Genomic DNA, 13,190 nt, shown 5'->3' with positions numbered 1-13,190 from the left:
GGCTTATCCTTCCCTATTAATGGGCCATGTCATCTGCCACTACTCCTTTACGGGCAGCTACATATTCCTTTTTATACAACAGGTCATAATATTCTTCAGCCATGCGGTTGCTGTCAAATTGAATTTGCACATCGCGCATCCCATTCTTAACTATTTGTCTCCAGGTATTATGGTTGTCATAATAAAGTGGAAGCATTTCTTTATTTAATATCTCGTACAGTTGGTCAAGATCATATTGATCCTGGTCCTGCACTGTCATCCCTGTATAGTCTACCGGTGGAACGACAAATCCATTGTTTCCATGATGAACAAATTCAGGGATCCAACCATCATTGGTTGAAAAGTTGACGGCCCCATTCATTGCAGCAGTCATACCGCTGGTTCCGGAAGCTTCGCGGGGAACCCTTGGATTATTCAGCCAGCAATCAGCAGCCTGTTTTAGTCTTTTAGACAATCCCAACTCATAGCCTATCAGCACCGCCACATTTTTATAACTCTTACTTAAATGAACCAGGTGGTTGAATTCAGAAATGGCGGGATAATCAACAGGATAAGGTTTACCCGCCCAGATGATCTGCACAGGGTATTTTGTATTGCTTAATAATGCTTCAAAACGCTCTTTATCAGTAGAGATCAAACCAGCTCTTTTATATCCTGCAAATCGTCTGGCCCATACAATGGTAAAAACATTTGGATTGAATATCTTACCTGTCTGGTCAGCAACGATCTCAAAAGCTCTTTTCTTCATCCATTTTTTACGATCATCAAATATCAGGTCGTGGCCTTCCTCGCCAGAGCGGTATAAAAGCTTATCAGACCAATACCGCCAATTCTGTGCATTGGTTATGGCTATAATGGGACAGATATTTTCGTACTTCTCCCACATATGCCTTGATACCACTCCATGTAATTGCGACACACCATTTGCAATCCGTGCAAAACGCAGGGCAGCAAGCGAATGGTTAAACTGGTCATCTGGCATTCCGGTAAGTTCCTTCACTTCATCTACAGTAAGACCACAGAAGTAACTCATTTTATGACATAAGTAGATATCATGTTTTTCATTACCCGCTTCCTCAGGAGTATGGGTGGTAAATACAAGCCTTTTTTTCACTTCTTCCTTCTTCCTTCCAAATTTCTGGTATAAGTAAAAGGCAGCAGAAAGACCATGTGCTTCATTGAGATGGTATACTTCAGGATTAAATCCAATTTCATCAAGCAATTTGGCACCACCGACACCCAATAGGATGAATTGGGCCACTTTAGTGGCTACATTGGCATCATATAAGCGGTGCGTAATAGTTTGTGATATGTAATCATTTTCCGGTATATCTGTTGTCATTAAAAACAACGGTGCGGAATTAAAAGTATTTGGTGGCAGGTACATCACTTTAACCCAAACCGGGTGTTCATGAATAGTTACCTCGAATTTTATCCCCGTATCTTCCAGGAAACTGTATTGTTTTTCCATCCAGGTTACCTGGAGCGTTTGGTCCTGGTTGCGTGCCTGGTCATAATAGCCATATTTCCATAAAATACCTACAGCAATAAGGTTTTGGCGTAGTTCATAAGCACTACGTAAATGTGAACCTGATAAAAAGCCAAGTCCCCCACTGTATATTTTTAAAGGCTGGTGAATAGCGAATTCCATTGAGAAATAAGCCACTCTTTTCGAATAGCGGTCATCAACCGGATAAGGAACTTTAAATGATCTGAAATCCATTTGTTGTTGTTTATAGCTGGGCAAAGTAATGAAATTACAGATAATGTGTATGAATTACACAATACTGCCTTATTTTTTTGTTGTTTTTTTAGTATTCGATTTTGATTTAACCTCTTTCTTTTTGGTGAAAATTCCATTGAGTGTACAATCCAATCCTCTATGGTTTCCACAACCTTCTTCTTCTTTTAATGTTACTGAAGAAGTGGTAAAGTTAAATTGTAATATACAAGGATCTCCACCTTGCCTAAAAATGGCAGTATTAGAAGAAGTAAATAAAATCTCACCTTTTAATTCACCTGTACATTCGCCTTCATTTTTTTCAACATGTATGAACGCCAATGCCTGGTTAGGCGTACGACCATTTCTAATAGAAACAAGACTTCTTTTACCTTGTATATAATCCCCGGCAAACTTCCTTGTTTTTGGCATGGTATCAATTGGATTGATCAGGTCACGTTTGCTTTCATCCAAAAGATCTGTCATTATCAAAATAAACTGCCTTGTGTCAGCACTATATACATACACATTTTTTCCTTCGCCCTTTAATTCACCATCCTTTTTTTGAACTACATTTTTGGAAATGGTAAAAGATTTATCTATTGAACTGGCCTGGGAAGTGGTAGCATCATCATCTGGTATTAAGAACGGAAAACTGGTTGCATATTTACCTTTTCCATCAAAGCTGATCAAAAGTGCTGCTTTCTTTGAACCACTAATAACCTTTACTATATAATAAGTTTCAGCTTTAGGTACTTCAATTTTAGCCAATGCATAATATTTAAGCTTCGCACCCTTTGTAAATATTTGGTTTTTAACAGAATCCGCAATAAACCCGGCAAATTCAGTAGACCTTATCTGGGTAGTATCTTTTGATTTCAGCAGACTCGTGTCTGTAATTTGGTAAGGCAACTTAACTGCTGGAAACAAATCCGAAAAAGATTCATAGGTAAATCCTGTTTCGCCTGTTCCTGTTTTTGCTTTTTTAGAATGACATGCCAATAAAACCAGAAAACAGAAAATATAGCCAAGCTTATACATAGGTAGTATTTGATGTAAAATAACAGAAATACCTGCATTATTCCTTTATACTATATGGAAGCATTTTTTTAGCTTTGTCTAAATTTTAAATTAGACAACCCTTGAATTATACAATTAGCGAGGAAAATTATTTAAAGACCATCTTTCTTTTACAGGAAACAGAAGGCACTGTTTCAACCAATACCCTGGCTGAAAAATTACAGACCAAACCAGCTTCTGTTACAGATATGATGAAAAAGCTGGATGCCAAAAAATTACTTAATTATAAGCCTTACTATGGATTCACGCTAAGTGCAGAAGGAAAAAAAATTGCATTAGGAATAATAAGAAGGCATCGATTATGGGAATATTTCCTTTGCAATAAACTGAATTTTGGCTGGGAAGAAGTGCATCTCCTAGCAGAAGAACTGGAACATGTTGGCAATAAAAAACTGGTGGATAGACTTGATGCCTTTCTGGGCTTTCCCTCATACGATCCTCACGGAGATCCTATTCCTGACAGCAAAGGAAGGGTTAGAAATATCCGCAAAATACCACTTCACCAATTACCTGCTCTTCGGCCTGCTGAAGTTTGCCAGGTAACTAATCAATCATCAGAAATGCTGGAATTACTGCATCACAAACAAATAGGTATAGGAACTAAGCTGGAGATCAAAAAGTTCTTTGACTTTGATCATTCACTTGAAATAAAAATGAAGAACAGTACCATAACCATTAGTGAACAACTCGCCCAAAACATTTTTGTAACATATGAGCAAGACCTTTAGTCATGAATCTTTAAGCGAGGTTCATCAGAGTGTAGATACAACTGTTGCTTCCATGCCTGTATGGAAACGTATGTTTTCATTTTTTGGTCCTGCTTACCTGGTCAGTGTTGGTTACATGGATCCGGGCAACTGGGCAACTGACCTTGCCGGGGGCAGTCAATTTGGCTATAAGCTGATATGGGTTTTGCTAATGAGTAATCTAATGGCTTTGCTGTTGCAAAGCCTGGCAGCCCGACTTGGAATTGTACGAGGAAGGGACCTGGCGCAAGCCAACCGCGAAACTTATCCTAAATCATTGAATTATTGTCTATATGGCCTGGCAGAGATAGCAATAGCAGCAACTGACCTGGCAGAAGTGTTAGGCATGGCTATAGGTATACAACTTCTAACTGGTATTCCCTTGCTCTGGGCTGTATTGATCACAGTATTTGATACTTTCCTGCTGCTTATATTACAGCGGTTAGGTATGCGTAAAATGGAAGCCTTTATTATTGGCCTGGTAGCCATCATTGGAATTTCTTTTTTGATTCAAATAATTATGGCCCAACCGGACCTTGGCGAAGTGGCTAAAGGTTTCATTCCTGTTATACCAAATAATGCCGCTTTGTACATTGCAATTGGAATTATTGGTGCCACAGTTATGCCTCATAACTTATACCTTCATTCTGCACTTGTACAGACCCGTAAGTTCAAAAGAGATGAACAAGGAATCAGGCGGGCCTTGAAGCTAAATTTCGTTGACAGTGCCATTGCCTTAAATCTTGCCTTCTTTGTGAACGCTGCAATCCTGGTTCTGGCAGCATCTGTATTTTTTTATAATGGACTGACAGATGTTGCTGAAATCAAAACAGCACATTTGTTATTGAATAAAATGCTTGGGTCTCATTTGGCACCCATTCTTTTTGCTGTAGCCTTGATAGCTGCTGGCCAAAGTTCCACAGTTACCGGTACCCTGGCAGGCCAGATTGTTATGGAAGGGTACCTTCACATACGCATCAACCCATGGATGCGCCGGCTGCTTACCCGGTTGATAGCAATTATTCCTGCTGTAATCGTGATTCTTATCAATGGCGAATCAAATATAGACAGCCTGCTGGTACTAAGCCAGGTCATATTAAGCATGCAACTTGGCTTTGCCATTATTCCACTGATCCATTTTGTAAGTGATAAGAAAGAAATGGGAATCTTTACTATAAAGCCACTGGTGCAAGGTCTGGCCTGGCTCATAACAGCTGTTTTGGTCTATTTAAACCTGCGGATGGTGATAGAGCAAGCTTCAACTTATTTTACCACCAGTGATAATACTTTTTGGAAAATGGTCATAATATTATTTGGGATATTGTTTGTTGCCTTATTAGTGCTGATCATTATATTTCCTATGCTCAAACGTCGGCCTAAGGATGTATCTCTTGAGTTACATAAAAAAACGCCTTCCATACTATTAGATAAGGATGTGCCGGTGTATAAAAGGATTGCTGTAGCTCTGGACTTTAGTGATAAGGATGAATTATTGCTGGCCTCTGCCCTGGGCCAGGCAAGCAGTATATCTCATATCATTTTCATTCATATAGTTGAAAGTGCACCTGCACGTATATGGGGAGAGCAGGCAGATGATTATGAAACCCGTCATGACCAGGAAAAACTGGATCGGTATGTTGCCTTCGTAACAAGCAAAGGGCTGATAGCAGAAAGCAAGCTGGGATTTAAAAACAGGAATAAGGAAATTCCAAGGCTGGTAAAAGAAGCAAACGCCGATATGCTGATCATTGGGGCCCATGGACATAAAGGAATGAAAGACTGGTTATATGGAGAAACCATTGATGCAGTACGTCACCAGTTAAACATCCCGGTGTTAATCGTAAGTAATTAATCAGGCGATTGAAAATAATAGCTCTATTCTTTTGAACTTTTAAAGAAGCATATATTACAAAGTCTTACAAAGCCATTTATCCATACACATTACCATTCCTTTTCCATGATTGTCTTCCGTCATATTAATGAGCAGCATGGTCATAATGCGAATTAGATTTAAGAAAAACTTTGCTATGAGAAAGATCCTTTCATTATCCTTATTTATGGGTTTGTACCTTGTTTCTATGGCACAAATCACATTAACAAGTTTGCCTAGCGGTGGCAATAAAAAGGCAGTTGTTGGAGAAAGAGTAGGTCTTACAGATATTACCATTCATTATGACCGCCCGGGCGTGAAGGGGCGGGAAGGCAAAATATGGGGTCAGCTTATACCAATAGGATATATAGATCCCGGATTTGGGTCCAGCAAATCTTCTCCCTGGCGTGCAGGTGCCAATGAGAACACTACCATTGAATTTTCCAATGACGTAACCATTGAAGGTCAACCCATCAAGGCTGGCCGTTATGGATTCTTTATAGCTTATGATCCCAATGAAAGCACCTTGATCTTATCAAAAAACGCCACTTCCTGGGGTAGTTATTATTACGATCCTAAAGAAGATGTGTTACAGGTCAAAGTAAAACCAGTAAAGCTGAATGAAAAAGTAGAATGGTTGAAATATGAATTTATGGACCAGACAGAAAATTCAGCAACCGTGGCATTGGAATGGGAAAATATGATGATACCATTTAAAGTTTCCACTAATTATATAGAGGACCAGTTAAATTCATTTAGAAACGAGCTTCGAAGCGAAAGAGGATTTTTCTGGCTGGCCTGGGACCAGGCAGCACAATGGTGCCTGCAGCATAATGTCAACCTGGAACAGGCATTACTTTGGTCTGATTCTGCATCAGGACCAACTTTTGGAGGTAACGCTCTTTTTCAGCCCAAGGCCACAAAAGCCCAGATCCTGGAGAAACTGGGTAGAACAGCGGAAGCACAGGCATTGATGAAATCTGCATTGCCATTGGCCAACATGCAGGAAATACATCAATATGCACGGTCCTTACTGGCTGAAAAGAAAACCAGGGAAGCACTGGAAGTATTCCAGTTGAACTACAAAAAGAATCCCGGTCAGTTCACTACTTTAATGGGATTAACAAGAGGATATGCCGCAAACGGTGATTATAAAAATGCATTAAAATATGCTGCCCTGGCCCAACCTATGGCACCTAATGATGCCAACAGGAAATTTCTATCTGATGCCATTGAAAAATTAAAGAAAGGACAGGATATTAACTGACCATTTTACCCGTTCAAGTAGGATTGTATAAAACCCTTACCAGATAAAAAAACCGCCACGATCAACAGAAAGTGGCGGTTATAGTATTTTTTGTCAGGTATGGCGATCAATTACATCCCAGTAGTTCGCAAAGCTTTTTTTCAAGATCTTCACCCCGAAGGTCTTTGGCTACTATATTTCCCTTAGGATCGATGAGAAAATTCTGCGGTATGCTTTGCACCCGGTACAATTGGGCCACCGCATTATTCCATTGTTGAAGATCGCTTACATGTGTCCAGGTTAGTTTATCCTTTTCAATCGCTTTTACCCAAGCTGCCTTTTCCTGGTCCAGTGATACTCCCAGGACTGTAAAATTCTTATTCTTAAATTTGTTGTACACTTTCACCACATTCGGGTTTTCTGCACGGCAGGGGCGGCACCAGCTGGCCCAGAAATCTACCAGCACATATTTTCCTTTGAATGAGGAAAGTGAAACAGCATTTCCTGCTGTGTCATTTTGGGTAAACTCAAGTGCAGGTGTTCCAATAGAACCTACCTTGCTGTAAGCAATAAATTCCGATAAGCTTTTACCAATATTAGATATTCGAATAGGCGCATCCAAAGAATTATAATACTGCTCCAGCTGGGTGGGATTAGGATTTAATTGTGCTGTTACAAACAATACAAAAGGTGCTACATAGGAACTCTTTTTGTTGGCAACATAATTTCCTACTTCCTTATTGATCTGAGATACAACTGAATCATATTGCACCATTAACTTTTCCTTTTTGCTCTCTCCTGCCTGTTGCAATTGTGCAGCAAAACCGTTTAACTCACCAATAAGTGGATTAAAAGTTGATTGAAACTCATCAAAGTCCTTTTGAGAAGACGAACCTTCTATTTTGATCTTCTTAATGTCTTGTTTGGTACCTGTTACCTTTATCTCTGTGTTTTCCACATAAATATAAATAGGCTGTTCAGCACCCATTACCAGCCAAAGTAAGCTTGGTTCAGGAACAGTTCCCTGCAGGGTAAATTCTCCACCTTTAGCCTGGCCCGTAGCCAGCACCTGGTGCGCATCCTGCGTGGAGGTCAGCTTTACCTCACCATCAGCGATCCCGCTCACTTTTCCTTTTATGGTAAACCCTTTTGTTTGTGCAAACACAAAAGCAGGTAAGAGAAGAAGTGCAATTAGTATATTTTTCATGTTTATTTTGATTGGTGTCTTTGTTCTAAAACCTTCACAACGTCAGCTAAAGAACAGTCCTTCGCTTGCAATAATATCAAATAATGAAATAACAAATCAGCGGCCTCATTTAAAAATAACGCTTGGTTAACGTCTTTTGATTCAATGATCAGTTCCACTGCTTCTTCCCCTACTTTCTGGGCTATTTTATTAATTCCTTTGTTAAACAATTGCCTTACATATGATTTTTCATCAACACCCGTTCTTCTTAATTCAATAATATGCTCCAGGTAATTCAAAAAGTCTTCCTTATGATTCTTTTCACTCCAGCAGGTATCAGCCCCCGTATGGCAAACAGGTCCTTTAGGATCTGCCTTTATCAACAGGGTATCTTTATCACAATCAAGAAGAATTTGCCGTAATTGCAATTGGTTACCACTTTCCTCTCCTTTTGTCCATAGTCTTTTTTTGGAACGGCTGTAAAAAGTTACCAGTCCTGTTTCCTCTGTCTTCTTCAATGATTCCTCATTCATAAACCCAAGCATCAATACTTTTTGGGTAGTATAGTCCTGGACGATGGCAGGTGCCAACCCATCAACATATTTCTTAAAATCGACTTTCATTATTGCGAAGGTATTTTATTATTAAAGCATCTGCAATTGGGTAAAAGGAACAATATCCGGGGAAAGGATATCAGCTGATCCTGGAATCAATTGATCTATATTCTCACAGGAATGTTTTGTTCCCTAAGGTATTCCTTCAGATCTGGTATCTCTATTTCCTTGAAATGAAAAACACTGGCTGCAAGAGCGGCATCTGCTTTAGCCTTGATAAATACATCGGCAAAATGTTCCATAGTACCACCACCACCAGACGCGATGACCGGCACAGGTAAGCTTTCCGAAAGTCTTTTGGTAATATCCAGGGCAAATCCCTGTTTGGTCCCATCATGATTCATGGATGTGAGCAGGATCTCTCCCGCACCAAGGTCGACCGCTTTACTTGCCCAGTCATAACAAAGCATATCAGTTTTGGTCCTTCCCCCGTTCAGGTACACGTACCACTCGCCATCATCCTCTTTCCTGGTGTCAATGGCCAGCACCACACACTGGCTGCCCGCCATATTTGCAATACCCGAAATAATGCCCGGGTTATGAAAAGCTGCCGTATTGATAGAAATTTTATCTGCTCCTGATTGCAGTAGTACCTGCACATCTTCCACCGTTTTAATGCCACCCCCTACTGTGAAAGGGATATTGATAGTATGAGCAATGCGTTTTACCAATTCTGCCAGCGTTTTTCTCTTTTCCACAGTTGCCGTAATATCCAGGAATACCAGTTCATCTGCACCCTGAAGGGCGTAATTAGCCGCAAGTTCAACCGGGTCACCGGCATCTCTCAGGTTCACGAAATTGGTACCCTTAACAGTTCTGCCATCTTTTATATCAAGGCAGGGTATGATCCTCCTGGTTAGCATATTTATTGTTTCAGTTTCACAAGATCCTTTAATAATATTTTCCCTTCGTAGATTGCCTTGCCAATTATAACCCCACTGCACTCCGTTTCTTCCAGGGCATACACATCATCCATATTACTGACACCTCCACTGGCTATAAAATGAAGTTTAGGAAACCTCTCTACTATGTTTTTATATAAAACCAGTGAAGGGCCTTCCATTGCACCGTCTTTAGAAACATCGGTACAAAAAATTCGTGTGATGCCTTTGGCCTGGTAGCTTTCTATAAAATCATAGATCCAAATATCTGTTTGTTCCAGCCACCCGCTTACCGTGATTTTTTCATCCTTTACATCTGCACCCAGCAGAAACTTTTCAGCTCCTATGGCACTCAGCCAGGAAGAAAACAATGGTTCATCCTTTACCGCTATACTGCCTACTGTCACAAAAACAGCACCTGAATCAAGCACTATCCGAACATCTTTCTCTGTTTTTACACCTCCCCCAAAATCAATTACCAGCGAGGTTTTGCCTGCAATGGATTCAAGCACTTTCCAGTTTTTTACTACCCCTGCTTTTGCACCATCCAGGTCAACAAGATGCAGCCGCCGTATACCGGCATCTTCAAATTCTTTTGCCACTTCCAGGGGGTTCTCATTATAGATCTTTTTCTGGTTGAAATCGCCATGCGTGAGCCTAACGCATTTGCCATCTATTATATCTATAGCAGGTATGATCTCCATTATAAATTCAAAAAGTTTTGTATGATCTTATCACCGGTTCTGGCGCTTTTCTCAGTATGAAACTGCACACCGTAAAAGTTATCTTTCTGTACGGCCGCAGCATAGGTTATGCCATAATCGCAGCTGGCAATAGTATAAGCGCTATCCTCAGCATAATAACTGTGTACATTATAAACAAAACTATTGTTGTCTACATCTTTAAACAATGCTGACTTAAGATTATAAATGTTGTTCCACCCTACCTGGGGAACCTTTAAACCTTCCAGTGCCTGGAATTTCCTGACCTTCACCGGAACTATTCCCAGGCAGTCTATATCATTTTCTTCTGAATGCTGACAAAGCAATTGCATGCCCACACAAATGCCCAATACGGGCTGTTTCAATTCTTTGATGATAGAATCAAGACCATTGTCCTGCAAACTTTTCATGGCGCTGCTGGCTTCTCCTACACCGGGAAAGATCACTTTATCAGCACCCAGTATTTTATCTCTTTCATCAGTAACAATGGCGTTGTATCCCAAACGATCCAGCGCATTTAATACTGATTGAATATTTCCGGCGTTGTATTTTATTATTGCGAGATTCATTGTAACTTTCTTGCGTTATCAAAGCGGAAGTAGCTCACCTGGTAGAGCGACAGCTTCCCAAGCTGTAGGTAGCGGGTTCGAGTCCCGTCTTCCGCTCAATTTAATATTCCATTTAAAAATTCCCTGGTAGCCATTTCCACATTATCATCTGATTCCAGCGCCTTTATATATGCACTTCCGATAATTGCACCATTGGCATATTTGCAGGCTGTTTCAAATGTTGCCTTATCCTTTATTCCAAACCCCACCAGCACCGGATTTTTTAGCTTCAATGACTGTAGCTTGTGCAGGTAGGTTTCTACAGGAGAAAAATCTTTATCAGATCCGGTAATAGATGAAGAAGAAACGGCATATAAAAATCCACTGCTTAATTGATCAAGTTTTATGATCCTTTCCTCTGATGTTTCAGGAGTGACCAAAAAAATGAAATCCAATCCATACTTTTCAATAATAGCCCTGTACTCCTGTTCAAATTCATACATGGGAATATCCGGAATGATGATCCCGTCTATTCCAACTTCAGCGGCTTTGGCGCAGAATTTTTCGAAACCATACTGCAACAACGGATTTAAATAACCCATCAAAATCACCGGGACAGTAATATCCTTCCTGAAGTCTTTTAATTGCGCGAAAAGAGTTGGAATCGTCATGCCATTTTGCAAGGCCTTTGAACTGCTGGCCTGTATCACCGGGCCGTCGGCTAAAGGATCACTGTAAGGCATTCCCAATTCTATCAGGTCGGCACCATTTTCCTGTAAAGAACGCATAACATTTATGGTGCTTTGCAGGGTAGGATATCCTGCAGTGCAATAAACATTTAAGATCCTCTTGTTCTTTTGTTGAAATAAATTATTTAATCTGCTCATAGTAGTTCGTAAAAAGCTGAAACATTTTCCCAGCTGCTGTCCTCTTCAATATCAAAGCTGCTTTCCCTTTCGATTGTTTCCAGGAAGCTTTCCAGGAAGTTAGATACTGCATCCCTGTCCTTTGTATAAAATATAATTTCCCTGGTACGATAAAGCGTTGTATGGCCCACATGTACTGTCTGGGTCTGACCTTCCAGGTATTCAATGATCTTTTTCTCTACATCATTTAAATAATCATACTCTTCGTCTTCCGGGTGACCATTCTCATTAAAGCTGTCCGGTACCAACTCGATAAATACAGAATAAGGGTATTGAGATTTATTCTCCAGGTTTTTGAGATCACTGTTAATGATGGCAAGCGCAGGATATCCATCTACCTCAAACTCAAAACCACTATACGTTGCATTATTACTTTTCATTTTCTTATCTATTTATTGATCACTGTTATTTCTACTGATTTAACCGTTTTACGCATCCATCACTTTCATATAAGTAGCCAGGTCTTTATCCCCCCTGCCGCTCAGGCAAAGCACTACCCTGTCTTCCATTGTCAATGACAATTGATCCAAAGCTGCAAAAGCATGGCCTGTTTCCAGTGCAGGTATGATGCCTTCCAGTTTGGCTACTTCAAAAGAAGCTTTTAATGCTTCTTCATCTGTTGCAGAAAGAAACTGTCCACGGCCGCTTTCAAAAAGGTGGGCGTGCATGGGCCCTATTCCAGGGTAGTCCAGGCCAGCAGAGATGCTATGAGGTTCTGTTACCTGGCCATCTTCAGTTTGCATGACCAGGCTCCGGCTACCATGCAACACACCTTCTTTCCCCAGGCGTGTCGTGGCGGCACTCATTCCAGAATCAATACCATAGCCTGCAGCTTCCACCGCAATGATCTTTACAGAGGGTTCATCAAGGAAATGATAGAACGCTCCTGCTGCATTAGATCCACCACCTACACAGGCTACTACATGGGTCGGTAATTCAGTACCCGTTTTTTCTTTTAACTGCCAGCGAGTTTCTTTCGAAATGATACTTTGAAAGCGTGCCACCATGTCGGGATATGGATGAGGACCTACCACACTTCCAATAATATAATGCGTATCTGAAGGATTGTTGATCCAGTCCCTGATAGCTTCGTTTGTAGCATCCTTTAGAGTTTTGCTGCCACTGACTGCAGGTATCACTTTAGCTCCCAGCATTTTCATTCTGGCAACATTCGGTGCTTGTCGTTCAATATCCTTTTCCCCCATATAAACAATGCACTCCACTCCTTTTAAAGCGCATACCGTAGCTGTTGCCACACCATGCTGCCCTGCCCCTGTTTCAGCAATGATACGTTTCTTGCCAAGGCGTAATGCCAGCAGTATCTGTCCTACAGTGTTATTGATCTTATGCGCTCCGGTATGACAAAGATCTTCCCTCTTCAAAAACAGGTTTGTATTGTATTTACGGCTTAAGAGTCCTGCAAAGTACAAAGGTGTTGGCCTGCCCACATAATCCTGCAGCAATTGCTGGTATTCCCGTTGAAATTCGGCCTCGTGCATGATCTCCAGGTAGCGCGTTTTTAATTCTTCCACATTCCTGTGCAACATTTCAGGAATATAAGCGCCGCCAAAACGACCATAGTATCCTTGCGGACTCGGTGATATATATGATTGAGTTTCGTTCATTATTAAAGTTTTTCTAGCCGGGTAAT

The 13,190-nt window shown here is 40.7% G+C and carries 13 protein-coding genes and 1 tRNA gene; 4 read left to right on the top strand and 10 right to left on the bottom strand.

The annotated features are described in order from the left end of the window. Positions 1 to 16: 16 nt before the first annotated feature. Positions 17 to 1,723 carry an alpha-glucan family phosphorylase gene (gene glgP / locus BUA53_RS12610; protein WP_072835742.1) on the bottom strand — a complete coding sequence of 569 codons (1,707 nt, stop codon included), beginning with the start codon at positions 1,721 to 1,723 and terminating at the stop codon, positions 17 to 19. Positions 1,724 to 1,792: 69 nt separating this feature from the next. Beyond that, complete coding sequence (locus BUA53_RS12605; RefSeq protein WP_072835741.1) at positions 1,793 to 2,761, bottom strand: hypothetical protein; 969 nt, start codon at positions 2,759 to 2,761, stop codon at positions 1,793 to 1,795. Positions 2,762 to 2,862: 101 nt separating this feature from the next. Here BUA53_RS12605 and BUA53_RS12600 point away from each other — a divergent pair, with 101 nt between their 5' ends. The 3 genes from BUA53_RS12600 to BUA53_RS12590 all read left to right on the top strand — a co-directional run bounded on the left by BUA53_RS12600 (position 2,863) and on the right by BUA53_RS12590 (position 6,683). Further along, entirely contained in the window at positions 2,863 to 3,528 is a 666-nt protein-coding gene (locus BUA53_RS12600; RefSeq protein ID WP_072835740.1) for a metal-dependent transcriptional regulator, read from the top strand. Beyond that, positions 3,512 to 5,398 (top strand): Nramp family divalent metal transporter, encoded by a 1,887-nt coding sequence (locus BUA53_RS12595; protein WP_072835739.1) that lies wholly within the window; start codon positions 3,512 to 3,514, stop codon positions 5,396 to 5,398. Before BUA53_RS12600 ends, BUA53_RS12595 begins: the two co-directional genes overlap by 17 nt. Before the next feature lie 175 nt (positions 5,399 to 5,573). Then, positions 5,574 to 6,683, top strand: a complete 1,110-nt coding sequence (locus BUA53_RS12590; protein WP_072835738.1) for a DUF2911 domain-containing protein — start codon at positions 5,574 to 5,576, stop codon at positions 6,681 to 6,683. Positions 6,684 to 6,789: 106 nt separating this feature from the next. Here BUA53_RS12590 and BUA53_RS12585 read toward each other — a convergent pair whose 3' ends face one another. The 5 genes from BUA53_RS12585 to hisH all read right to left on the bottom strand — a co-directional run bounded on the left by BUA53_RS12585 (position 6,790) and on the right by hisH (position 10,634). Further along, a complete protein-coding gene (locus BUA53_RS12585) occupies positions 6,790 to 7,869 on the bottom strand; it encodes a TlpA disulfide reductase family protein (RefSeq protein WP_072835737.1) in 1,080 nt (359 codons plus the stop codon). Between the two features lie 2 nt (positions 7,870 to 7,871). Then, positions 7,872 to 8,471, bottom strand: a complete 600-nt coding sequence (gene hisIE, locus BUA53_RS12580) for a bifunctional phosphoribosyl-AMP cyclohydrolase/phosphoribosyl-ATP diphosphatase HisIE (RefSeq protein ID WP_072835736.1) — start codon at positions 8,469 to 8,471, stop codon at positions 7,872 to 7,874. 95 nt (positions 8,472 to 8,566) lie between these two features. After that, a complete protein-coding gene (hisF, locus tag BUA53_RS12575; RefSeq protein WP_072835735.1) occupies positions 8,567 to 9,325 on the bottom strand; it encodes an imidazole glycerol phosphate synthase subunit HisF in 759 nt (252 codons plus the stop codon). Between the two features lie 2 nt (positions 9,326 to 9,327). Beyond that, positions 9,328 to 10,047, bottom strand: a complete 720-nt coding sequence (gene hisA / locus BUA53_RS12570; protein WP_072835734.1) for a 1-(5-phosphoribosyl)-5-[(5-phosphoribosylamino)methylideneamino]imidazole-4-carboxamide isomerase — start codon at positions 10,045 to 10,047, stop codon at positions 9,328 to 9,330. Beyond that, positions 10,047 to 10,634, bottom strand: a complete 588-nt coding sequence (hisH, locus tag BUA53_RS12565) for an imidazole glycerol phosphate synthase subunit HisH (protein ID WP_072835733.1) — start codon at positions 10,632 to 10,634, stop codon at positions 10,047 to 10,049. Before hisH ends, hisA begins: the two co-directional genes overlap by 1 nt. 23 nt (positions 10,635 to 10,657) lie before the next feature. Here hisH and BUA53_RS12560 point away from each other — a divergent pair. Beyond that, a tRNA-Gly gene (locus tag BUA53_RS12560) sits at positions 10,658 to 10,730 on the top strand. On the opposite strand, the gene trpA is transcribed toward BUA53_RS12560, so the two are convergent. Genes trpA through trpB form a run of 3 tightly spaced genes read right to left on the bottom strand, consistent with a single transcriptional unit; the run spans position 10,730 to position 13,164 of the window. Further along, the gene (gene trpA / locus BUA53_RS12555; protein WP_072835732.1) at positions 10,730 to 11,500 is read right to left on the bottom strand and encodes a tryptophan synthase subunit alpha; all 771 of its coding nucleotides are present in this window, start codon (positions 11,498 to 11,500) and stop codon (positions 10,730 to 10,732) included. The two genes, BUA53_RS12560 and trpA, sit on opposite strands and share 1 nt — an antisense overlap. Then, positions 11,497 to 11,919: a DUF695 domain-containing protein gene (locus BUA53_RS12550; protein ID WP_072835731.1), complete on the bottom strand. Its 423-nt coding sequence runs from the start codon at positions 11,917 to 11,919 to the stop codon at positions 11,497 to 11,499. The genes trpA and BUA53_RS12550 overlap by 4 nt, the downstream gene beginning before the upstream one ends. Positions 11,920 to 11,967: 48 nt before the next feature. Next, entirely contained in the window at positions 11,968 to 13,164 is a 1,197-nt protein-coding gene (gene trpB, locus BUA53_RS12545; RefSeq protein WP_072835730.1) for a tryptophan synthase subunit beta, read from the bottom strand. Positions 13,165 to 13,190: the final 26 nt, after the last annotated feature.

It is taken from the genome of Flavisolibacter ginsengisoli DSM 18119 (assembly GCF_900129295.1).
Taxonomy (GTDB): Bacteria; Bacteroidota; Bacteroidia; order Chitinophagales; family Chitinophagaceae; genus Flavisolibacter; species Flavisolibacter ginsengisoli.
Note: the sequence above shows the minus strand (reverse complement) of the source record. Positions and strands in the feature narration are given on the sequence as shown.